This is a genomic window from Roseitalea sp., from assembly GCF_984466335.1.
On the sequence record NZ_CFIFWG010000006.1, the window covers coordinates 1 to 22,444 of the forward strand.

General features: G+C 66.4%; 22 protein-coding genes and 1 pseudogene. 11 read left to right on the top strand and 12 right to left on the bottom strand.

All coding sequences use genetic code 11. The features are described 5' to 3' along the window. From AC5E6L_RS01225 to AC5E6L_RS01235, 3 genes and pseudogenes are all read left to right on the top strand, one after another. A pseudogene (locus tag AC5E6L_RS01225) lies at window positions 1-223 on the top strand (nitroreductase family protein); the annotation flags it as partial. Further along, window positions 213-647, top strand: coding sequence for an alternative ribosome rescue aminoacyl-tRNA hydrolase ArfB (gene arfB, locus AC5E6L_RS01230; RefSeq protein ID WP_491228393.1), 435 nt, complete (start codon window positions 213-215; stop codon window positions 645-647). The pseudogene AC5E6L_RS01225 and the gene arfB, both read left to right, overlap by 11 nt. A 134-nt stretch (window positions 648-781) precedes the next feature. Beyond that, the gene (locus tag AC5E6L_RS01235) at window positions 782-1,777 is read left to right on the top strand and encodes a complex I NDUFA9 subunit family protein (RefSeq protein ID WP_491228394.1); all 996 of its coding nucleotides are present in this window, start codon (window positions 782-784) and stop codon (window positions 1,775-1,777) included. A gap of 3 nt (window positions 1,778-1,780) precedes the next feature. Here AC5E6L_RS01235 and AC5E6L_RS01240 read toward each other — a convergent pair whose 3' ends face one another. Then, entirely contained in the window at window positions 1,781-2,587 is an 807-nt protein-coding gene (locus tag AC5E6L_RS01240; RefSeq protein ID WP_491228395.1) for an undecaprenyl-diphosphate phosphatase, read from the bottom strand. Between the two features lie 206 nt (window positions 2,588-2,793). Between AC5E6L_RS01240 and AC5E6L_RS01245 the strand changes: the two genes are divergently transcribed. The 3 genes from AC5E6L_RS01245 (at window position 2,794) to AC5E6L_RS01255 (ending at window position 6,858) form a co-directional block, all read left to right on the top strand. Then, window positions 2,794-4,440, top strand: a complete 1,647-nt coding sequence (locus AC5E6L_RS01245; RefSeq protein ID WP_491228396.1) for an ABC transporter substrate-binding protein — start codon at window positions 2,794-2,796, stop codon at window positions 4,438-4,440. Window positions 4,441-4,587: 147 nt separating this feature from the next. Then, the gene (locus AC5E6L_RS01250) at window positions 4,588-5,625 is read left to right on the top strand and encodes an ABC transporter permease (RefSeq protein WP_491770700.1); all 1,038 of its coding nucleotides are present in this window, start codon (window positions 4,588-4,590) and stop codon (window positions 5,623-5,625) included. 18 nt (window positions 5,626-5,643) lie between these two features. Further along, window positions 5,644-6,858, top strand: a complete 1,215-nt coding sequence (locus tag AC5E6L_RS01255; protein WP_491228398.1) for an ABC transporter permease — start codon at window positions 5,644-5,646, stop codon at window positions 6,856-6,858. A gap of 29 nt (window positions 6,859-6,887) precedes the next feature. Here the strand turns inward: AC5E6L_RS01255 and AC5E6L_RS01260 are convergent, their stop codons facing one another. Next, the gene (locus AC5E6L_RS01260) at window positions 6,888-8,546 is read right to left on the bottom strand and encodes a dipeptide ABC transporter ATP-binding protein (protein ID WP_491228399.1); all 1,659 of its coding nucleotides are present in this window, start codon (window positions 8,544-8,546) and stop codon (window positions 6,888-6,890) included. Between the two features lie 200 nt (window positions 8,547-8,746). After that, window positions 8,747-9,238: an Lrp/AsnC family transcriptional regulator gene (locus AC5E6L_RS01265; RefSeq protein ID WP_491228400.1), complete on the bottom strand. Its 492-nt coding sequence runs from the start codon at window positions 9,236-9,238 to the stop codon at window positions 8,747-8,749. 113 nt (window positions 9,239-9,351) lie between these two features. Here AC5E6L_RS01265 and phhA point away from each other — a divergent pair, with 113 nt between their 5' ends. Then, window positions 9,352-10,197 carry a phenylalanine 4-monooxygenase gene (phhA, locus tag AC5E6L_RS01270; protein WP_491770703.1) on the top strand — a complete coding sequence of 282 codons (846 nt, stop codon included), beginning with the start codon at window positions 9,352-9,354 and terminating at the stop codon, window positions 10,195-10,197. Between the two features lie 13 nt (window positions 10,198-10,210). Here phhA and AC5E6L_RS01275 read toward each other — a convergent pair whose 3' ends face one another. Next, a complete protein-coding gene (locus AC5E6L_RS01275; RefSeq protein WP_491770705.1) occupies window positions 10,211-11,125 on the bottom strand; it encodes a DMT family transporter in 915 nt (304 codons plus the stop codon). 68 nt (window positions 11,126-11,193) lie between these two features. On the opposite strand from AC5E6L_RS01275, the gene AC5E6L_RS01280 reads away from it, so the two are divergent. The 3 genes from AC5E6L_RS01280 to AC5E6L_RS01290 all read left to right on the top strand — a co-directional run bounded on the left by AC5E6L_RS01280 (window position 11,194) and on the right by AC5E6L_RS01290 (window position 14,103). Then, a complete protein-coding gene (locus tag AC5E6L_RS01280; RefSeq protein ID WP_491228403.1) occupies window positions 11,194-11,898 on the top strand; it encodes a pyrimidine 5'-nucleotidase in 705 nt (234 codons plus the stop codon). 221 nt (window positions 11,899-12,119) lie between these two features. Continuing rightward, entirely contained in the window at window positions 12,120-13,157 is a 1,038-nt protein-coding gene (locus AC5E6L_RS01285; RefSeq protein ID WP_491770707.1) for an NAD(P)-dependent alcohol dehydrogenase, read from the top strand. A gap of 34 nt (window positions 13,158-13,191) precedes the next feature. Beyond that, entirely contained in the window at window positions 13,192-14,103 is a 912-nt protein-coding gene (locus AC5E6L_RS01290; protein ID WP_491770709.1) for an AraC family transcriptional regulator, read from the top strand. Between the two features lie 14 nt (window positions 14,104-14,117). On the opposite strand, the gene AC5E6L_RS01295 is transcribed toward AC5E6L_RS01290, so the two are convergent. The 5 genes from AC5E6L_RS01295 to AC5E6L_RS01315 form a co-directional block, all read right to left on the bottom strand. Further along, window positions 14,118-14,813 carry an SDR family oxidoreductase gene (locus AC5E6L_RS01295; RefSeq protein WP_491770711.1) on the bottom strand — a complete coding sequence of 232 codons (696 nt, stop codon included), beginning with the start codon at window positions 14,811-14,813 and terminating at the stop codon, window positions 14,118-14,120. A 75-nt stretch (window positions 14,814-14,888) separates the two neighbouring features. Then, complete coding sequence (locus AC5E6L_RS01300) at window positions 14,889-15,881, bottom strand: substrate-binding domain-containing protein (protein WP_491770713.1); 993 nt, start codon at window positions 15,879-15,881, stop codon at window positions 14,889-14,891. A gap of 32 nt (window positions 15,882-15,913) precedes the next feature. Then, on the bottom strand, window positions 15,914-16,957 hold the full coding sequence (locus AC5E6L_RS01305; protein WP_491770715.1) for an ABC transporter permease: 1,044 nt from the start codon (window positions 16,955-16,957) through the stop codon (window positions 15,914-15,916). After that, the gene (locus AC5E6L_RS01310; protein ID WP_491770717.1) at window positions 16,945-17,751 is read right to left on the bottom strand and encodes an ATP-binding cassette domain-containing protein; all 807 of its coding nucleotides are present in this window, start codon (window positions 17,749-17,751) and stop codon (window positions 16,945-16,947) included. The genes AC5E6L_RS01305 and AC5E6L_RS01310 overlap by 13 nt, the downstream gene beginning before the upstream one ends. Window positions 17,752-18,007: 256 nt before the next feature. Next, window positions 18,008-18,202: a hypothetical protein gene (locus AC5E6L_RS01315; protein WP_491228410.1), complete on the bottom strand. Its 195-nt coding sequence runs from the start codon at window positions 18,200-18,202 to the stop codon at window positions 18,008-18,010. Between the two features lie 161 nt (window positions 18,203-18,363). On the opposite strand from AC5E6L_RS01315, the gene AC5E6L_RS01320 reads away from it, so the two are divergent. Beyond that, window positions 18,364-19,437: a Gfo/Idh/MocA family protein gene (locus AC5E6L_RS01320; RefSeq protein WP_491770720.1), complete on the top strand. Its 1,074-nt coding sequence runs from the start codon at window positions 18,364-18,366 to the stop codon at window positions 19,435-19,437. A 24-nt stretch (window positions 19,438-19,461) separates the two neighbouring features. Here AC5E6L_RS01320 and AC5E6L_RS01325 read toward each other — a convergent pair whose 3' ends face one another. From AC5E6L_RS01325 to AC5E6L_RS01335, 3 genes are read right to left on the bottom strand one after another with little or no spacing between them, the layout of a single operon-like run. Further along, on the bottom strand, window positions 19,462-20,199 hold the full coding sequence (locus AC5E6L_RS01325; RefSeq protein WP_491770722.1) for an energy-coupling factor transporter transmembrane component T family protein: 738 nt from the start codon (window positions 20,197-20,199) through the stop codon (window positions 19,462-19,464). Continuing rightward, complete coding sequence (locus AC5E6L_RS01330; protein WP_491770724.1) at window positions 20,193-21,863, bottom strand: ABC transporter ATP-binding protein; 1,671 nt, start codon at window positions 21,861-21,863, stop codon at window positions 20,193-20,195. Before AC5E6L_RS01330 ends, AC5E6L_RS01325 begins: the two co-directional genes overlap by 7 nt. Next, window positions 21,835-22,422, bottom strand: coding sequence for an ECF transporter S component (locus tag AC5E6L_RS01335; protein WP_491770726.1), 588 nt, complete (start codon window positions 22,420-22,422; stop codon window positions 21,835-21,837). The genes AC5E6L_RS01330 and AC5E6L_RS01335 overlap by 29 nt, the downstream gene beginning before the upstream one ends. Between the last annotated feature and the right edge of the window lie 22 nt (window positions 22,423-22,444).

Below are 22,444 nucleotides of genomic sequence, written 5' to 3' on the forward strand. Positions count from 1 at the left end.
CACCGGCTTTCTGATCGCCGCGCTGCACAATGCGGGGCTCGCCACGCTGACCCACACGCCCTCGCCCATGGGCTTTCTGTCCGACATTTGCGGACGCCCGGCCAACGAGAAACCGGTGATCGTGCTCGTTGCGGGCTACCCGGCCGAGGGCGCGCGCGTACCCGCGATCGCCCGCAAGCCCCTCGATCGGTCGGCAAGCTGGATCAGCGCCGATGGGCGCTGACCCGCTGCGGCTCGCCGACGGGCGCGCGGTGCCCGGCTGGACGCTCACCGAAACGTTCATCCATGCCTCGGGCCCCGGCGGGCAGAACGTCAACAAGGTGGCGACGAGCGTGCAGTTGCGGTTTCAGGCAAGCCGGTCCGGTCTGCTCACCCGGACCCAGTGCGCGCGCCTGCTGCGCCTGGCCGGGCGCCGCGCCACCAAGGACGGCGAGATCGTGATCGAGGCCAATCGCTTTCGCACTCAGGAACGCAACCGGCGCGAGGCGCGCGAAAGGCTCGCCGCGCTGATCGAGCGGGCGCTGGAGCCGCCGCCGCCCCGCAAGAAGACGCGCCCGACGCGCGGATCGGTGGAGCGGCGCCTGAAGGCCAAGGCCGGCCGCTCGCAGGTCAAGAAGATGCGCGGGCCCGTCGGCGACGAGCCGTAGCCCGGCCGGGCGGGGCCTGCGGCTCCTGCGTCCAACGACCCCCTTTCCGGCGGGGCTATAAGCGACTACAGAGCCGGTCGGAAACCGCGCCGCGATCGACGCCGGCGCGCCGGCGCATCCGGAGGCACGCGATCATGACCACCCTGTCCGACAAACCCAAGGTGATCACCGTGTTTGGCGGATCGGGCTTTCTGGGCCGGCATGTGACGCGGGCGCTCGCCAAGCGCGGTCATCGGGTCCGGGCCGCCGTGCGCCGGCCCGATCTCGCCTTCCACCTGCAACCGCTCGGCGATGTCGGGCAGATCGCCGCCATGCAGGCCAATCTGCGGCACAAGGGCTCGGTCGAGCGCGCCGTCGAGGGCGCCGACGCGGCCGTCAACCTGGTCGGCATCCTGTTCGAGAGCGGCAAGCAGGGGTTCGAGGCCGTGCAGGCCCATGGTGCGCGCCACGTCGCCGAGGCGTGCAAGACGGCCGCCATTCCGCTCGTCCACGTGTCGGCGATCGGCGCCGATCCGGACAGCGCGGCAGCCTATGCGCGCTCGAAGGCGCAAGGCGAGGACCGGGTGCGCCGGGCGCTGGGCGACCAAGCGATCGTCATGCGTCCGTCCATCGTGTTCGGGCCAGAGGACGGTTTCTTCAACCGGTTCGCCGCGATGGCCCGGTTCACGCCGGTCCTGCCGCTGATCGGCGCCGGCGCAACGAAGCTCCAGCCGGTCTATGTGGGTGATGTCGCCGAGGCGATCGCCCGCGCGATCGACGGCCGGCTCGCGGGCGGGACGACCTACGAGCTTGGCGGCCCCGAGGTCATGAGCTTCCGCAAGTGCCTTGAGGAGATGCTCGAAGTGATCGAGCGCAAGCGCCTGCTCGTTCAGGTTCCGTGGTGGGCGGCGGCGGTCCAGGGCCGCTTCTTCCAGATGATGCCGGGCACGCCGCTGATCACCGAGGATCAGGTCCGGCTGCTCAGGCACGACAATGTCGTCTCCGAGGCCGCCGTCGAGGAGGGGCGCACGCTTGAGGGGATCGGGATCGCCGGCGCGACGATCGAGGCGATCCTGCCGACCTATCTTTGGCGGTTCCGCAGGACGGGCCAGTTCCGCAAGCATGACACGCCCAAGGACACAGAGGGCTGACGCTCAGCCGATCAGCCAAAGCCCCGCAAGGCCGGCCGAGCCGACGGCGATCCGCCACCATGCGAACAGCGCAAAGCCGTAGCGCGAGACATGGTCGAGCAGCCAGCGCACCACGAGGATCGCGACCACGAACGAGGTGAGAAGGCCGGTGGCGATGATCACCGCATCGTCGAACGTCAGGATATTGCGGTTCTGGTAGAGGTCGTAGGCGAAGGCGCCCGCCATGGTCGGCATGGCGAGGAAGAAGGAAAATTCGGCGGCCGAGCGCTTGTCGGCGCCCATCAGCAGCGCGCCGACGATGGTCGCGCCCGAGCGCGACGTGCCGGGCACCATGGCAAGGCACTGGAACAGGCCGATCTTGAACGCCAGAGACGGCGGATAATCCATCGCGTCGGCATATCTGGGCTTGAGCGGCAACCGGTCTATCCACAGCAGGATGAAGCCGCCGACGATCAGCACGATGCAGATCACAAGCGGGGTCTCGAACAGCACGGTCTTGATGAAGCCGTGCGCCAGCACGCCGACCACCGCCGCCGGCAGGAAGGCGAGCAGGACGCCCAGGACGAAGCGTTGCGTCCGCCGGTCCTCGGGCAGGCGCGTGGCCATTTGCCACAGCCGCGCCGCATAGACGCCGACGAGCGCGCCGATCGCGCCAAGCTGGATCAACACCTCGAAGGTCTTTCCGGTGGACTGGAACCCCAGGAAATGGCCGGCAAGAAGCAGATGGCCCGTCGAGGACACCGGAATGAACTCGGTCAGCCCTTCAAGAACGCCCAGAAGGGCTGCGGCTGCGATGGTCTGGTCGGCCATGGGCGCTTTCGTCTGGCGTGGGTCGGCGATGCGCCGCGCGGACGGCTATACACGGTTCGGGTTTACAAATCCCGTGCGCCTGCGCAACCGCCCGCCCGGACGCGCCGGCAGGTCGCATCACCTAAAATTTTCGTAGTGCTTTGACATCTCCGACCGTGTGTTCAAAATTAGGCAATGGAAAATGCTGAAACCCCCGGGAGGCTTTAATGGCATTCATGAACCGCAACGGTGATCCCATGCCGAGGCATATCGAGACGCTGGCCGATCAGACCAGGGCCGGCAGGATGGACCGGCGCGAGTTCCTTGCGCTCGCCACCACCTTCGGCGCCACGACGGCCGCCGCCTATTCGATGATCGGCATGACGGCCCCCGGCCGCGCCATGGCAAAGGAGCCCAGGCGCGGCGGCACGGTCACCATCGCCATGGATGTGCGCGAGCTGAAGGATCCACGCATCTTCGACTGGTCGCAGATGGGCAATCTGGCCCGCCAGTTCCTGGAGCCGCTGGTCAAGTACACGACCGAGTTCACCTTCGAGCCCCGCCTGCTCGAAGGCTGGGAAATCAATGACGATGCGACCGAATACACGCTGCGCGTTCGCCGGGGCGTCAAATGGAACAATGGCGACGACTTCACCGTCGACGATGTGATCTTCAACATAGAGCGCTGGTGCGAACGGGACGTGGAGGGCAACTCCATGGCCGCGCGCTTCGCCGTCATGGTCGACGAGGCGACCGGCAAGGCGGCCGAAGGCACGATCGTCAGGGTCGACGACCACACGGTCAAGCTCATGCTGCCGCGTCCGGACATTACCCTGATCGCCGGCATTTCCGACTATCCGGCACTGATCGTGCATCCCTCCTACGCCGAGACCGGCGAGTTGGCGGACAACCCCATCGGCACCGGCCCGTTCGAGCTGGTCTCGTTCTCCGTGGGTGACCGCGCCGAGTACAAGCGCCGCGAGAACGGTTCGTGGTGGGGCGGCGAGGCGCTGCTCGACGAGGTGATCTTCGTCGACTACGGCCAGGATCAGTCGGCGACCATCGCCGCCTTCGAATCGGGCGAGATCCACGGCAACTACGAATCGACCGGCGATTTCGTCGATATTTTCGAAAGCCTGGGCATGGTCGCCTCCGAGGCGGTCACCGGCGCAACCGTCGTGGTCCGCACCAACGTCAACAACCCGCCCTATGACGACCAGCGGGTGCGCAACGCGCTGCAGCTTGCCGTCGACAACAATGTCGTGCTCAAACTCGGCATTGCCGGCCAGGGCACGGTGGCCGAGAACCACCATGTGGCGCCGATCCACCCCGAATATGCCGAACTGCCCGCGATCGGCCGCGACATCGAGGGTGCCGTCGCCCTGATGACCGAAGCCGGCCAGATGGATTTCGAGCATGAGATCATCTCGATCGACGACGACTACCGCAAGAACACGACCGACGCGGTGGCCGCCCAGTTGCGCGAGGCGGGCTTCAAGATCAAGCGGACCGTGCTGCCCCCGTCCACCTTCTGGAACGACTGGACGAAATACCCCTATTCGTCGACCAACTGGAACCATCGGCCGCTCGGCGTGCAGATCCTGGCGCTGGCCTACCGCACCGGCGAGGCGTGGAACGAGGCGGGGTATTCGAACCCCGAATTCGACGAGAAGCTGACCCAGGCGCTGGCGATCGCCGACGCCGACCAGCGCCGCGAGGTGATGGTAGACATTCAGAAAATCCTTCAGGATTCGGGCATCATGATCCAGTCCTACTGGCGCTCGCTGTTCCATCACTCGGTGCCCGAACTTATGAATTATCACATGCATCCGACCTACGAAATGGACATGGAGGTGGTCTGGCTCGACGCCTGACCGCGCGAACGGAAGGGCGCGTCCGGGCGAGCGGATGCGCCTTTTCAAACGGGACGGAAAAGTCCCGAAAGGGTCCGGGACCGACCGCGACCAGGTTCCGCTCAGGCAATCGTCAGATGCTGGGCAGGGCCTTAGGGGAGAGACAGTTTGATCACGTTCATCGCCCGGCGTCTGGGAATCATGGCGTTGACCATGCTCTGTCTGACGCTCGTCGTCTTCTTTCTGGTCAATCTCGAACCCAATCTGAGAAAGCTCTCGATCAGCCAGACCAATATGCGGGCCACCGACGCGCAGATCGAAAGCTGGCTCGCCAGGAACGGTTATCGCGACAATTTCATCGTCCGCTACGGCCAGTGGCTGGGCGTCGTCCAGAAGCAGCCCAGGTTCGATCCCGAAACGGGCGAGGCCGTGCCGCGGTTCCGGTTCTGCGACGAGCCGGCCGAGGCGCGCTTTTCCGGCGTGCTGCAAGGCGATTTCGGCTGTTCGACACGGTTCCGCACGCAGGTGTCCGAGCGGCTCGTGCCTGCGATCCAGGCGACGGGTTGGCTGATGTTCTACGTCATGCTGGTGATGGTGCCCGGCGCGCTGATCGTCGGCATACTGGCCGGGATGCGCGAGGGCTCGCGCACGGACCGAAGTCTGTCGGTGGCCTCGATCGCCTCGACGGCGACCCCCGAATATGTGTCCGGGGTCATCTTCACCGTCATCTTCGCCTCATGGCTGGGCTGGCTGAACGGGTCGGCGGCGACCGCCACGCGCGAAGGCATCACCTTCACCAATTTCGCGCTCCCCGTGATGACAATGGCGATCTACGGCATGGGCTACATCGCGCGCATGACGCGCGCCTCGATGGCCGAGGTGATGACGGCGCAATACATTCGAACGGCCCGGCTCAAGGGCCTGACATTCTCGGGCGTCGTTGTAAAACACGCGCTGCGCAACGCGCTGATCGCCCCGTTCACGGTCATCATGCTGCAATTTCCCTGGCTTTTGACGGGCGTCGTCATCGTCGAGGCGATGTTCCGCTATCAGGGCTTCGGCTTCCTTCTGGTCGAGGCGGCGTCCAACAATGACATCGACCTGCTGCTCGCCTGCGCGCTCGTGTCGGTCGTCGTCGTGCTGGTGACGCAGTTGTTGTCCGATGTCGGCTACGCCCTGCTCAATCCGCGCATCCGTGTGTCGTAGCGCGGAAAGAGATCAACCATGATCGAGACAATCTCCACATTCGAAATCATCATCCAGATCATCGCCCGGTTCTGGCCCGTCTGGGCGGCGATGATCATCGTCGGGACGCTGAGCCACATATACCGGGCGCGGCTTGGCCTTTACGGGCAGCTCTATGACGGCGCGGTCGGGATCGCCGGTCTGGCGTTCATCGGCTTTTGGCTGTTTTCGGCGCTGTTTGCGCCGTTGATCGCCCCGTTCAACCCGATCGGGGTCGTGCCGGTCCTGAAGAACGCGGTGCCCGGGTCGATCGACCCGGAGACGGGGCAGGCTTTCCTGCTCGGCGGCGACAAGCTGGCGCGCGATGTGTTCAGCCGCGTCGTCCACGGCTCGCAGATCGTTCTGGTCATCGCGCCGGCGGCGACGGCCTTCGCGCTCATGGTCGGCATCACACTGGGCCTGCCGGCCGGCTATTATGGCGGGCGCATGGACAACATCCTGTCCTTCCTCGCCAATCTGGTGCTCGCCTTCCCGGTGATCCTTCTGTTCTACCTTCTGGTCACGCCCGGCATCTCGGAGACGCCGATCCCCTACACGCTCGCGGGCCTGTTCTTCGTCTTTCCGATGATCTTCTTTGCGATGCTGTTCTACACGCGCTACCAGGCGCAGCCGCAATTCATGTGGTCGGCGATCGCGGTGACCGTCCTGGTGGGATCATGGGTGTGGATATCGCTGGTCTCGAACGATTTCGTCGTCCAGGCGCTGCGCAACAACGGGCTTGGTCCGCTTGCCGCGCTGTTCGACCTTGGGATCTTCAAGATCATCTCGATCGAGCCTGGCCAGCTCAATATCTTCGTCGCCGTCGTCTTCGCATCGAGCCCCGGCGTGTTCCGCATCACGCGCGGCCTGGTCATGGACATCAAGACGCGCGACTATGTCGCGGCGGCCCAGACGCGCGGCGAGGGACCCTGGTATATCATGCTCTGGGAAGTGCTGCCCAATGCGCGCGGCCCACTGATCGTCGATGCCTGCCTGCGCATCGGCTATACGACCATCCTTCTGGGCACGCTTGGCTATTTCGGCCTCGGCATGCCGCCCGAGAGCCCCGACTGGGGCACGGCGATCAAGGACGGCTCGCAGCTCCTGCGCCTTTATGTCTGGCCGGCACTGGTTCCGGCGATCGCGCTGATGAGCTTCGTGCTCGGCCTGAACCTTCTGGCCGATGCGCTGCGCGAGGAATCCCTGAAGGACTGAGCGCGGCAGCGAAGGCGGCGCGGGCGCGATCAGGCCCGTTCGATGCTGGCCGCGATCCGTTCGGCTTCCTCGACGGTAAGGCGCGGCGGACTCCAGTCCTTTCCGGGCGCGGCGTCCAGAAGGCGCTTGGTGTATTCGTGCCTGGGCGAATTGAACACCTCTTCGGCGGTGCCGAATTCGACCATGACCCCCTTTTCCATCACCGTGATATAGTCCGAAATCTGCGCGGCGACGCGCAGGTCGTGGGTGATGAAGATGATCGCCATCCTGTACTTGGCCTGAAGATCGTTCATCAGACGCAGCACCTGCTTCTGGACCGACAGATCGAGCGCGGAGACGCTCTCGTCGGCGATGACGACGTCGGGCTCCATCGACAAGGCGCGCGCGATGCCGATGCGCTGGCGCTGCCCGCCCGAAAAGTTGCGCGGCGTCCGGTGCATGGCCTTTTCGCCAAGGCCCACCTGGTCGAGCAGTTCGATCGCCCGCTTGCGGGCCTCCTCGGGACCGATGCCCTGCAAGTGCAGTCCGCGCGTGATCATGTAGCCGACCGACTGGGACGGGTTGAGTGAACCGTAAGGGTCCTGGAAGATCATCTGGATGTTCTTGCGCGCGCGCACCAGGTCGTCGCCGGTCAGGGCCAGGAAATCCTGCTCGTTGATGATCACCGAGCCGGATGTGGGTTCGGCGAGCCGGATCAGCGTCTTGGCGAGCGTCGACTTGCCCGAGCCGCTTTCGCCGACGACGCCGAGCGTCTCGCCCGAACGCAGGACGAAGCTTGCATCCTTGAGCGCGTGCACCTGGCGGGCACCGGTCTGGTAGACCTTGTGAAGCGACCTGACCTCGACCACAGGCGGGTCGTTGCGGGTCTCGTCGGGGCCCCGCATCGTCTTCAGAAGCGGCATGGCGTCGACCAGCAGCTGCGTATAGGGCTCCTTCGGATTCATCAGGATCTGCTCTTTCGGACCCTGCTCGATGACCTTGCCCCAGCACATCACCGCCACGCGATCGGCCACGTCGGCGACAACGCCGAAATCGTGCGTGATGAAGATCGTGGCGTTGTTGTAGACTTCCTTGAGGTCGTTGATCAGGCGCAGGATTTCGGCCTGCGTCGTCACGTCCAGCGCCGTCGTCGGCTCGTCGGCAATCAGGATGTCCGGGTTGCAGGCCAGCGCCATGGCGATGACGACCCGCTGGGACTGGCCGCCGGAAACCTGGTGCGGATAGCTGGCGTAGATCCGCTCGGGCGTTGGCAGCTTCATCTGTTCGAGCAGCTTCAGCGTCTCGGCCTTGCGCGCGCCCGGCGCGATTTCCGGCCGGTGCAGCGCGAACACCTCGTCGACCTGCTTGCCGATCTTCATGGCCGGGTTCAGCGCCGCCATCGGCTCCTGGTAAACCATGGAGATGCGCGCGCCGCGCAGCTTGTTCAGTTCCCTGGGCGGCAGTTTCAGCACATCCCTGCCGTCGAAGATCACTTCCCCGGAGGTAATCCTGAGACGGTCCGCCACATCGTTCATGATGCAACTGGTCATGACGGACTTGCCCGAACCGCTTTCGCCGACGATGCACAGGATCTCCCCGCGATGGAGCGTCAGCGACACATCCTCGACAGCATATGCCCTGTCGGCGCTCGGCGGGAGCGCGACCGACAGGTTCTTGATTTCGAGGATCGGGTCCGTCGTTTGTGGCACGATTGATCTTCCCTGAGAACACAGTTTGAGGCGACCCCGTCACCGGAGGCGGTCGGCATGAACGCGAAAGGCGCCGCTCAGCCAAACAAAAAAACGGCGGTCGTGCAAGCTGGGCCAGGGTGCATACATCGGTGCGAAATGGTCGCACGGCATGAATGGGGCATCACGCTGGGCCGCGGTCGGGACCGCGCTCGCGCAGGTCACGGCCCGCCGCGGCCCAGATGGCCGAGCGGCAGACGCGCGGGTCCCTTATGATTCTTGAGCACCAGATTGGTGCGCACATCGCGAATGCCAGGGAACTTCAGAAGCGTTCCGCCGATGAAATCGTTGAGCGCGTCCACATTGGCGGTCACGACCTGAAGCATGAAATCGAAATCGCCGGTCAGCGACCAGCATGCGACGACCTCTTCGAGCCGGTCGACCATGGCGATGAACGTGTCGGGCGTGTCGTCGGCGTGGCTGGCAAGGCGTACCTGGACGAACACCTCCACTTCCAGCCCGAGCAGGCGACGATCGAGCCGGGCGACGATCGCGCGGACCACGCCGAGCCGCAGCAGGCGCTCGAAGCGACGCGTGCACGGTGTCGCCGAAAGACCGATATCGGCGGCAAGGTCGGTGATCGTGCGGCGACCGTCGCGCTGTAGAATGTCCAGCATCGCCACCTCATGCCTGTCGAGTGAAATCATCGTCATAAACCATCTTTGGATTGGATCATTCACTCGCAACCTGCCCCCCTATGGGAACAAAAGTCAAAATTACGCGGGCGGAAATGCTAACCTGCCGGCAAGGCAATCGGGAGGAAGCCATGTCGATCTGCGTGTCGCACTATGCCGCCGAATGCGCCGCCCGGGGCATGCGCGGCGATTATTCGAAATGCCGCGCCGACTTCACCGTGGCCCAGGACTATCGGAACTATACGGACCGGGACCAGAGCGTCTGGCGCACGCTGTGCAACCGTCAGACAGGGCTGATCGAGCAATATGCCCACAGCTCCTATCTGGACGGCGTCGCAGCGCTCGGCCTGCTCGACCGGGTGCCGGATTTCGACGCGGTAAGCGCGCAACTGTCGGCCATGACCGGTTGGACGCTGGTGGCCGTGCCGGGTCTGATCCCGGCGGAACCGTTCTTCAACCACCTGGCCAACCGGCGCTTTCCGGTGACCAACTGGCTGCGCGCGATGGACGAGCTGGACTATATCGTCGAGCCGGACATGTTTCACGACTTCTTTGGCCATGTGCCGATCCTGACGCAGCCCGACTTCGCCGACTTCATGCAGACTTATGGCGCAAAGGCGCTTGAGCTGATACCGCTTGGCGGCGAGACGATGATCACCCGGCTTTACTGGTACACGGCCGAGTTCGGCCTGATCCGGGAGCCGCGCGCGCCGCTCAAGGTCTTCGGCGCGGGGCTGATGTCGTCCTTCTCCGAATTGCGGTTCGCCGCCGAAAGCCCCGACGCCAATCGCGTGCCGATGGACATCGAGACGGTCATGCGCACCCATTACGAGATCGACGCCTTCCAGCGCGCCTACTTCGTGCTTCCCTCCTTTGAGGCGCTGAACCGCCAGATGGCCGAGGCCGATCTGGCGGCCATCGTCGCACGCCACAAGGACGCCGAACCCCTCGATCCGGCCGCCTTGTCCGAAATCTAACTGTCCACACGGCCTAGACGAGGACGAGGATCACGACGCCGGCGGCGATCAGCGCACAGCCGGCGATCTCGGCGCGGTTGATCTGCTCGCGGAAGACGAACACCGTCGTCGCATAGGCGAACAGCATCTCGATCTGGGCCAGCGCCTTGACGGCGCCGGCCTGCTGGAGCGTCATGGCCGAAAACCAGCCGAAAGAGGCGAGCGCGCCGGCAAGGCCCGCCAGGGCGCCAAGCCGCCATGCGGCGGCGACGCGGCGCAGTTCGGCGCGGTCGCGCCATGCCATCCAGACAAGCATGGCCAGCGTCTGCACGGTGATGGCGACGCACAGCGTCAGACCGGCCTGCACGAGGACATTGGGGCCGCCAAGGCTGAGAGAGGCGGCCCGGTAGGCGACGGCGGCAAGGCCGAAGAAGGTGCCCGAGGCGAGCCCGATCAGGGCGGTCGCCGACATGAGGGATGGGAGCGCGGGCCCGCGTCCGCCGGGATGGGGCGCGCCCTGGCGCGCAAGGGTCAGCACAAGGACGCCGGCGACCGAAATGACGATCGCGGCCAGAACGGCCGGGGCGGCGCGATCGGACAGCAGGACGAGGCCGAAGATCGTCGCCTGCACCGGCTCGGTGCGCGAATAGGCCGAACCGACGGCGAAGCTCCGGCGGGTGAACATGACGACCAGGAGCGCCTGCGCGACGATCTGCGTGGCGGCGGCGACGACCACCCAGATCCAGAACGCCGCGTTGGCCGGCGGCAGGGTCGCGCCGGTCAACCAAAGGACGAGCGCCAGCAGCGCGAAGGCCACCGGCATGCCGAAACCGAAGCGCACGAAGGTGGCGCCCGTCGTGCCCGTGACCGTGCGCAGGTGGCGCTGAAGACCCGACCGCAGGTTCTGGACGAACGCTGCGGCGATGGTGATCGGTATCCAAAGCTCCATCGCATCTCCACGGCGGCGCGCCGGCGGTTTCGGTTTCGGCCCGTGCCGGCGTGTGCCATAAGGCGGCCATGACCGTCCATGCCCCCTCCCCGGCCGATTTCGCCCATGTCCGCGAATGGGTGTTCGATCTCGACAACACGCTCTATCCGCACCATTCGAACCTGTTCTCGCAGATCGACGTGGCGATGACGGGCTATGTCTCCGACCTGCTGCAACTGTCGCGCGCCGAGGCGCGCAAGGTTCAGAAGGATTATTACAGACAATATGGCACGACGCTCGCGGGCCTGATGCAGCGGCACAATGTCGACCCGGACGACTTCCTCGAAAGGGTGCACGACATCGATTATTCCTGGCTCGATCCGGACCCCGCGCTCGGCGAGGCGATCAGGGCGCTGCCGGGCCGCAAGTTCATCTTCACGAACGGCGACAGGAAACATGCCGAGCGCGCCGCGCGCCAGTTGGGCGTTCTGGACCATTTCGACGAGATCTTCGACATCGTGGCCGCCGACCTTGTGCCCAAACCGGCCGGTGAGACCTATGACAAGTTCCGCGCGATCCATCGGGTGGATTGCGCGCGCGCCGCCATGTTCGAGGATCTGGCGCGCAACCTGATCGTTCCCAAGTCGCTGGGCATGAAGACCGTGCTGATCGTGCCGCGCAACTTCGAGGCGACGTTCTCCGAGATTTGGGAACGCGAGGATGTCGACGATCAGGTCGACCATGTCACCGACGATCTGGCGGGGTTTCTGCGCGCCATCCTGCCGCCGCCGTGAAGGCGCCCGGCCGGCCAGGGGCTCGGCATCAAACAGGTCGATGGCGGCATTTGGCTCGCCAGCTTTATCGATCGTGTTCTGGGCCGCATCGATTTGGAAAACGGAGACCGGCATCGACACTGAACTGAAAATTCGTATCGGTTGATATCTTGCCCCGGCCTAGAGCTGGGCCGGAAATGGCCTAACATGCGGCCCCGACACGATCCGGGAGGTGCTTCGTCGTGAAAGCGGTCATACTCGAACGCATCGGAGAAATCGCGATCCGGGAGATCGATCTGCCGACCTCGCCCGGCCCCGACGAGGTGCTGATCGACATCGACACGGTCGGCATTTGCGGCAGCGACGTCCACTATTACACGCATGGCCATATCGGGCCTTTCATCGTCCGGGAACCTATGGTGCTGGGCCATGAGGCATCGGGCGTGGTGCGGCAGGCCGGCGCGCGCGTGCGAAACCTCAAGCCCGGCGACCGGGTCTGCATGGAACCGGGCATCCCCGCGGCCAATTCAAGGGCCGTCAAGCTCGGCGCCTACAATGTCGATCCGGACGTGGTCTTCTGGGCGACACCGCCCGTGCATGGCTGTCTTGCCCCGCAAGTGGTCCATCCGGCGGGCTTCACGTTCAAGATGCCCGACCAGGTCAGCTTCGCCGAGGGCGCCATGGTCGAACCCTTCGCCATCGGCATGCAGGCCGCGAGCCGGGCGCGGATCACGCCCGGTGATATCGCGCTCGTGCTCGGCGCGGGGCCGATCGGCATCATGTGCGCCCTGGCGCTTCTGGCCGGCGGATGCAGCCGGATCATGATCTCCGATCTGGTCGACGAGAAGCTCGCGATCGCCGGCCGATATGACAATGTCGTCCCGGTCAATGTGCGCAAGACCGACCTTGCCGCTTTCGTCGATGCGGCGACCGATGGATGGGGCGCCGATATCGTGGTCGAGGCCAGCGGCAGCCCGAAGGCGTTCGACGGCCTGTTCGGCCTGGTCAGGCCGGCCGGCACCGTCGTTCTCGTCGGCATGCCGCCCGATCCGGTGGCCGTCGACATCGTCGCCGCGCAGGCGCGCGAGGTGCGCATCGAGACCGTCTTCCGATACGCCAACGTGTTCGACCGGGCGCTGAACCTGATCGCCTCGGGCGCGGTGGATCTGACCCCCCTTGTCAGCGCCACCTTCCCGTTCGAGGAGTCCGTCACGGCGTTCGAGCGCGCCGCGGCCGGCCACGCCTCCGACATCAAGCTTCAGATCAAGGTCGCCGCGTGATAATGTGCCGGCGCCTTTGAGACCGGGGGGCCGATTGACCGACCAGCCGATGACCGCGCCGCGATTTGAGTGGATCGCCGTCGATCCCGGCGCGTCGTTTCGCTGGCACGTTCACGACTATCCCTGCGACCTGACGCGCTGGAATCATCACCCCGAATGCGAGATCCATCGCATCCGCGCCACCCATGGCGTGGCCTTCGTCGGCGATCACATTCAGGAGTACGAACCCGGCTACATCGCCATGGTCGGACCGAACCTGCCGCACAACTGGGTGCCCAACCTGCGTTCGGGGCAGGTCGCAAGGGACGACCATGTCGTCTTGCAGTTCCATCACGAGCGGTTCTGCGGCGCCGCAGCGCTGCTGCCGGAACTGGATGCACTCGGGGAACTGGTCGAGCGGTCGCGCCGCGGGCTGGTGTTCCACGGCGCATCGGCGCGGCGGGCGGGCGACATGCTGGAAAGCATCGGCGGCCTGACGGGCTTGGCCCGGCTCGGCCGGCTGCTCGAACTGCTCCATCTGCTGGCCACGACACCGGAGTGGACCCTTCTGTCCAGCCCCGATTACGGTCCGGACCTGGAACCGGAGGTGCAAAGGGCGGTCGGCGAGGTCATGGACTATGTCTATGACAATCTGACCGACGAGGTGCGCATGTCGCGCGCGGCCGAACTGGTCGGCATGACCGAACCCACCTTCTCGCGCTTTTTCAAGCGGAACACGGGCTGCACCTTCGTCGACTATGTCCGCAAGCTGCGCATCGCCAAGGCCTGCGAACTGCTGGCCGATCCGTCAAGGCCGATCACGGACATCTGTTTCGACGCCGGGTTTCGCAACATCTCCAACTTCAACCGGCGTTTTCTGGCCGAGAAAGGCATGCCGCCCTCGCGCTACCGCCAGCTCCTGGCGCAGGCGAGGCGGCCCGAAACGCAAGCGCGCGCCGGCAATTGACCGGCACATGCCGGTCACGTGATCAGAAGGCCGCCATCGACGGCGAGACTGTGGCCGGCAACCATGCCGGCCCGGCCGCTCAGCAAAAAGGCGATGACATCTGCGACCTCGCCCGGCTCGATGAAGCGGCCCATCGGAATGCGCTTCTTCACCGGGTCCGCCATCGGCGTCAGGGTGACGGCCGGGTTCACCGCATTGACACGGATGCCGTGCGGACCCAGCTCGATCGCCATGACGCGGGTCAGGGCGTCGAGCGCCGCCTTGGACGCGCAATAGGCCGTGTGATCGGCGATGCCGATCGATGCGGCGACACTTGAAACGTTGACGATGGAACCGGCGACGCCGCGCCCGATCATGTCGCGCGCGGCGACCTGGGCGATCACCATGGCCGCCTTGACGTTGACCGTCATGAGGTGATCGAACGCATCGACCGGCGTGTCCAGGAACGGCTCCAGCACGGTCGTGCCGGCATTGTTGACCAGCCCGTCGAGCGGCAGCGCCTCGCGCGCCCTGCGTCGGGCGGCGTCAAGGTCCGACAGATCGCAGGCGATCGTCTCGCAGCCCAGATCCTCCCGCAGCCGATCCAGATCGTCCCGTGACCGGCTCAGCGCGACGACCTTGGCGCCCTGGCCGGCCAGCCGCCGCGCCGTCGCCGCGCCGATCCCCTTTCCGGCGCCGGTGACGAGGATGCGCTTGCCGTCAAGGCCCATGATCGGGTCTCCATTCACCAAATGGCTCCGGACCTTCGCAAGACCGGGAGCGGTTCGGCCGCCGAGGCGCCGCGGTCAGCGGCCCATGGCCGGCCGCGAATAGCGGTTGGCGTGGGCGACGATCTCGTCCGCATCGGAACTGGCGTCGATCATGATGAACGGACCGGACCAGACCTCGGGCACGTCCTGGCCGTTCATATGGCCGACGAACGCATCGGCCACGGCAACGCCGCTGTCGTCGATGGAACGCAAAGGCGAGGCGCTGAGCCAGCCCTCACCCATCGCGGTGATCTCGTCCCCGGTGCCGCCGAAGCCGATCGTCATGACCTCGTGGGACCGGCCCGCCTGGCGCACGGCCTGGCCGGCGCCCAGGCCGACCGCGGTGGACACACCGTAGATCACGTCGAGGTCGGGGTGCGCCGCAAGCAGGTTCTGCGTCGCCTCGAACGCCTTGATGCGGTCGAAGTCGGTGTGCATGCCGACCACGATCTCGATGTTGGGGAACTGCTCGACCACCGAGGTGAAGCCGCCCATGCGCTTGTCGCTGACGACACCGGGAACGCCTTGCAGGACAGCGACCTTGCCGACGCCGTTGAGTTGCAGCGCGGCCCAGACACCGGCCAGCCGGCCGCCCTCTTCGTGGTCGAAGGCGATATATTGCAGGCCGCGCACATCCTCGTCCGCGTGCGGTTCGAGGAAGTTGTAGACGACGGCCGGAATGCCGGCCGCCCTCAACTGGCGCAGTGCCGGCACGGCGGCCTCATATTCGGTCGCCCCGAGCATGACATAGTCCACGCCCTTCTGGATGACCGATTCCACCTGGGCGAGCTGGCCGGCATGATCGGTCGCATTGGGTACGGCAAGCAGTTGAACGTCATAGTCGACGCCGAGTTCGTCGAGGCGCCCGCGCATCGACCAGTAGACGCGCTCCCAGGCATCGGAAATGTCGAACGATGGCGACAGATAGGCGATTTCGATCGCCTCGGCCTGCGCCTTGGCGGGCGATCCCATCGAAAGGGCGACGGCGGCGGCCGCCGCCACCAGCACGTTGCGGCGAAACATTCTCATCGGTTTTCCTCCCATTGAAGCGGTTTGCGCTGTCAGTCGCTCGTCCCGTTCCCGGCCGGTTTGCGGCGGCCGCCGCCAGGCCGGCCGAGCCAGGCAATCCGGTTCTCGCGGAAATTGTTGATGGTGACGGCGGCGATCACGATCACGCCGATGGCGACGAGCTGCCAGAAGAACTCGACACCGGCGATCACCAGCGCGTTGTTCAGCATGCTCAGCAGGATCGCGCCCAGAAGGCTGCCGTAGATCGTGCCCCTGCCGCCGAACAGGCTGGTGCCGCCGATGATCACCGAGGCGATGACATGGATTTCCATGGCCGTGCCCATCGTCGCCTGGGTCCCGTCGATGCGCGCCATCCACAAAAGGCCCCCAAGCGCGACCGCAAACCCCATCAGCGCGTATGTGGCGACCTCGATGCGCTGCACGCCAATGCCGGCAAGCCGGGCGGACTCGCGATTGCCGCCGACGGCACGCACGTGCAGGCCGAAGGCGGCGTGGTTGAACAGCCAGTAGCTGAACGCGACGAAAAGGGCCGCGATCACGATCGGCACCGGAACGCCAGCGACCGTGCCTTGGCCGAGCCACACGATCGGCGCGGGCAGGCCGAAATAGAGTTCGCCCGCCGAATGCAGGAGCGCGGCGCCGCGAAACGCCACCATGGTTCCCAGCGTCGCGATCAGGGCAGGGATCGCAAGGAAGGCAACGAGGGCGCCGTTCAGCGCGCCGAGCGCGACGGCCAGCGCGAACATGGCGGCCAGGGCCAGCGACCAGTGCGTGCCGCCATCCACCATGGCGAAGAACACGCAGGTCACGAGCGCCAGGAGCGAGCCGACCGACAGGTCGATACCCGCCTTGGAGATGACGAAGGTCATGCCCATGGCGACGATCACATAGGTCGAGGACTGGGTCAGCACGTTGGCCAGGTTGGACAGGGTCGCAAAGCGCGGATTGATCCAGGCGAACACGAGCGCCAGTGCCAAGACCACGAGCGTCAGGCCGACGCCTTCCAGGCTGAAGCGCCGGTCCGACCCTCCGATGGATTTGCCCTTGGTGGCCGGTGTCGACGTCACGAGAGCCATTTGCGATCCTCCTCGCGCGCGCCCGATGCGCCCAGCGTGATCAGCCCGACAATGGCCTTGCGCGTCGTCTCCCCGGTCGGGATGGCGGCGACCAGCCTGCCGTTCTTCATCACCGCAACACGGTCGGCGATCTTGAAGACATGTTCCAGATTGTGGCTGATGATCAGGACGGTCAGCCCCTCCTCGCGCAGCCTGACGACCAGGTCGAGCACCTTGCCGCCTTCGTCGACGCCAAGGGCGGCCATCGGCTCGTCCATGATCAGAAGCTTGGGCTCGGCCAGAAGGAGGCGGCTTATGGCGATCGTCTGGCGCTGGCCGCCGGACAGGCGCCGCACGGGCTGGTTCAGGGTCGGCAGGCCGATGGCGAACCGGTCGAGCAGATCGCGCGTCCGCCGGCGCATCTCGCGATGGTCGAGCTGCGGGAAAAGGCCGAGCAGCCTGGTCTTGATCTCGCGTCCGAGGAACACATTCTCGGGCACGTTGAGCGTGTCCACAAGGCCAAGGTTCTGGTGCACCGTCTCGATGCCGCGCTCGGTCGCATCGCGCGGCGCGCGAAGATCGACCGCCTTGCCCTCCAGCACGATCTCGCCGCCATCGGGTTGAAGCGCTCCGGAGAGCGCCTTGATCAGGGTCGACTTGCCGGCACCATTGTCGCCGACGAGCGCCAGTATCTCGCCTTTGCGAATATCGAGATCGACCGCGTTCAGCGCCCGCAGCCCGCCATAATATTTGTCGAGGCCGCGAACGGATAAAAGGTTGGCCGCCGCCCGGGGCGCCTCGGCTGCCATCGCCATCATGTCCTCCCTTGCGTCCGGCGCGTGCGTCCGGACCCGCCAGATCCGCCGGCCATACCGGAAAAAAGGCTCGACTACCGAGGCTAGAGGCCCCATTGCCGGCTCTCTAGGGGCAGTCTTGAGCGGCTTCTGTACGAATTTTCATGGGATTTCGTATGGATTCTGCCCCAGAAGCCGCTCCGGGTCCAGCGGCAATCGACCATGCTGTCGCGACAGCCGGTCAGGTGGGTTGTCCACATGGGCGCGTCGATGATCGTCAGGCCGGTGAAGCGGATATCGGAGCACGTTTTAAAACCCATGCCATTTCCGGCGATGTGGGGTATTGGAACCGGCGCCCGAAATGTTCCGGACCGCGCTCGCCGGCCTGGGCCTTGACGCGGGCGATGAAAAACGGACGGTCATGGTCCAGCACTCTCGCGCGCGACATCACGGGCGCAAGCGCGCTGGCCATGGTCACCGTCTTTTTCGACCGATCGCCGTCGATGCCGCACGTCCGGCCCGTCGCTCGGAACGCGGGGGCACGATCGTTGCGCGTTCGAGTTGCGCCACGCCCCGGCCGCCCGATCCATGAGCGGCCGCCACGACGGGACGGAACCAGGAAATGGGAACAGCATGAAACGACAGGAAACGGCGCGGTTGCGGGTCGGTGTGGCCGGCGGCGGCATCGGCAAGGCGCATCTGGGCGCCCTCAAACAGCTTCCCGATCTGTTCGAGATCACCGCCTTTTGCGACATCGACCGGGAGCGCGCGGACGCGATCGCCCGCGATTATGGCATTCCGGCCGCGCTGACGGATTTCGACGCGCTGGTCGAGCGGCAGGACGTCGATATCGTCCATATCTGCACGCCGTCCGGCCTGCATGCGGCGCAGGCCGAGGCGACGGTGAGGGCCGGCAAGCATGTGGTGTGCGAAAAGCCGCTCGCCGGCTCGCTCGCCCAGATCGATGCCCTGGCCGAACTGGAGCGCGCCTGCGGCCTTTCGGTGTCGCCGATCTATCAGTACCGGTTCGGCACGGGTCTTCAGAAGTTCCTGCATCTGCGCGACAGGGGCGTGCTCGGCAAGTTCTATCTGGCAACCGTCGAAACCCATTGGCGCCGGGGGATGGACTATTACGCGGTGCCCTGGCGCGGCCGCTTCGCCACCGAGCTTGGAGGGTGCCTCGTCACCCATGCCATCCACGCCCATGACATTGTCGTGCACGCGCTCGGCCCCGTGGCAAGCGTGCATGCCCGCACGGCGACGCGGGTGGTGCCGATCGAGACCGAGGACTGCGCCGTCGTCTCGCTTCAGATGGCCGATGGCGGCCTGGTCGCGCTCTCGGTCACGCTGGGCGCGGCCGTCCAGCACACGCGCCTGCGCCTGTGCTTCGAAAGGGTGACGGTGGAAAGCAACACCGAGCCCTACGCGCCCGACGCAGAACCCTGGACGTTCCTGCCGGCCGATGGCGAGGCGGCGGCGGCGATCGCAACGGCCCTGTCCGATTTCGCGCCGGCCGCCGAGCGTTACGAAGGCCAGTTCCGGGGCATTCACGCCGCGCTGACGCAAGGGGCGCCGCTGCCGGTGACGGTCGCCGACGCGCGCGCTTCGGTCGAGCTTGTGACGGCGGCCTACCATTCGGCGCGCACCGGCGCGACGGTCGCCCTGCCCGTCGCCACCGATCATCCGCTCTATCGCGGATGGGTTTGAAGCTCCGGTCCCGCATCGCCGCGTTCAGAGCGATGCGGAAAGCATAAGCGCCAGCAGGAGCATCGTCCCGCTTGCGACGACGAAGGCGCCGTCACGCCCTGAAAGCTGCGGCGGATTCATGACGGTGCGCTTTGTCCCCGGCGAGAGCCCCCGCGCTTCCATGGCGAGCGCCGAGCGGCCGGCGCGGCGGATCGCATAGGCGAGCAGCGGCACGATCAGCGAGATCATCTCGGCGGGTCCGGGAATGCGGCGCGGCGGCCGGCCGCGCCGCATGGCCCTTGCAAGGCGTATGGTCTGCATCTCGCGGCCGAGATCGGGGACAAGCTGCAAAGCCTGAAACAGCGCAAGGCCCACCGAGGGCGGCAGGCGCCAATGGACCATCAGCGCCTTGATCAAAGCGCCCGGATCGGTGGTCAGGGCGAACAGAGCCGAGACCATGCCGCAGGCGATCGCCCGGAAGAACAGGACAAGGCCGGCCGAGGCGGCGGGCGCGCCGAACGGCGTTTCGTCGGCCATCTGCAACGCGAACGCGCTGTCCTGGCGGAACAGCACGCTGGTGGTGAAAAAGCCAAAGCCGAACAGGGCGAACGGGATCATCAGAGCAAGGACGAAGAGGGGCGCGCGGCGCTCGATGAGGATCAGCGCCCCGGCGGCGAGCCCGATCGTGACGAGTTGGAACTGGAGATCGAACACGAGGATCGATGCGGCGATCCAGACCAGGCAGACCACCATCTTGGGCAGCGGGTGCAGCACGCTCAGCACGGCCCACCATCCAGCCAGTCAAGAAGCGCCAGAACGGGCGGCGGCGCCAGATCGGCGCCCGAAAGAAGGGCGCGGTCACGCAGCAGCGTTGCGGGCGGGCCCTGGGCGGCGATGCCGCCGCCGGCAAGCAGCACGATCCGGTCGCACACCGCCAACGCAAAGGCCATATCGTGCGTGACGATCGCGACCGCCCGCCCCTGGCGCGCCAGATCGTCGACAGCCCTGGCGATCATGTCCGCACCGCGCGCGTCGAGCCCGGACGTCGGCTCGTCGAGCACGAGCAGCGGCCAGCGGCCGGTGGCCGTCAGGCAGGCCAGGGTCAGCCGCCGCTTCTGGCCCTGCGACAATTCATAGGGGTGCTGCGGCAGGACACCGGCCAGGCTCCACCGTTCGGCGATGGCGCCGATCCGCGCGGCATCCCCCCCGCCGGGCAGGGCGGCGGCGATCTCCTCGCGCACGCTCGCCTCCAGAAGCTGGCTTTCGGGGTTCTGAAAGGCGATCGCGCCGGGCGGCCCGGTGCGTGTTCCGCCTTTCAGCCGCAGCAGGCCGGCAAGGGTCGCGCCCAGCGTCGACTTGCCCGCGCCGTTCGCGCCGATGAGGCCGACCACCTCGCCGGCGCGCAGTTCCATCGAGATATCGCGCAGCACGACCGGGCCGAACAGCGGCGCGCAGTCGGCCCCTGCGAGCGCCGCCACCGGGCGGCCGGGCGACCGCGTCGGCGGACCGAGCGGGGCGGCCACATCGGCGAGCGCGGCGCGCGCGCGTGCCCGGCAGGCACCGTCCGATGCATCGAGATGGGCAAGCAGCGTCTCAAGGCGCAAGGGCGCGGTGGGCGGAGCAAGGTCGACCTTGCGCAGGGCCAGGTCCAGACGGCTGGCAAGGGGTGTCCAGATACCCTGGGAATCGAGCCGGTCGCCATGCGCCCGGAACAGGGGCGCCGGTGCGCCCTGGGCGATCAGGGCGCCGTCATCGCCGATGACGGCCACACGGTCGACGGCCTCGATCATCGCGTCCAGGCGATGGTCGACGATCAGCACGGCCTGTTCTCCGCCGGTCTGAAGCAGCAGATCGTATGCGCGGTTCGCCGCCGCCGGCGCGAGGCTGGCCGTCGGCTCGTCGGCCACGAAGATGGGCGCTTCGGCGACCAGCGTGGCGGCAAGGGCGACAAGTTGCTTTTCGCCGCCCGACAATGTCGAGGTGCGCCGCGTCCGCCAGTGCGCCGGCAAGCCGACCTGCGCCATCACCGCCTCGACGCGCCGTGCGATCTCATCATCCGGCATGGCGCGGTTTTCGAGCGCGAAGGCGATCTCGTCCTCCACGCACAGGCCGGTGAGCGTGCGGTCGGCGTCCTGGAAGAACTGGGCGACCGTGTCGGCCCAGCCGGCCGGGCTTCGGTCCGCAACGCACCGGCCGTCGAGGCGGACATGGCCAGTGACCGCCGCCGGCACCGATTGCGGCACGATGCCGGTCAGCGTCTGCAGAAGGGTCGACTTGCCCGAGCCGGACGGTCCGAGCACAAGCATGCGCTCGCCGGGCCGGACCGCAAGCGACACAGGGCCGACCGCCGCGCGCCGCGCGTAGGGATAGCGCACCGTGACGCGATCCCACCACGCAAGCGGCACGGGCCCGGCAACGTCAAGCGGCGGCCGTCGCGCGACGGTCATGATCGATCCTGAGGCCGGACAGAACGCCGGTCCTGTAGAGGGCGTTGACGACGATCCAGGCGAGCAGGCCGCCCAGCAGCGCGCCCGACAGGCAGCGCAGCGTGAACATGACCACCAGCAGCGTCGGCGCCAGATCGCCATAGTCGAAGCGGATCCACGTATAGATGAAGGAGAACACCGCCGCGCCGACGCCGGCCGCCATCAGCACCGGCAGCGAGTAGCGCTTCCATCGCGTGGCCGCGAAGACAGCCTCGGCGCCCGCCCCCTGGACCAGCCCCGAGAGCAGCAGGATCAAGCCGGCAGGCGAGCCGAGCAGGACCTGGGTGGCCGCCGCCAGCACCTCGGAGGTCAGGGCAACGCCCGGCTTGCGGATGATCGCCGCCGCGATCATCGAGACGATGAACCAGAAGCCCATGACCACATCCATGGTGACCGGGCCGAACACGGCCTGGGCGATGAGCCACACTTGCACCCAGGCCAGATAGAGAACGCCGAAGACCGCGCCGAGGACGGCAATGATCAGCGTTTCGCGCAAGGTCCAAAGATTGCTTCCGGTCATGGCATGCCCCTTTCGTGAGGAA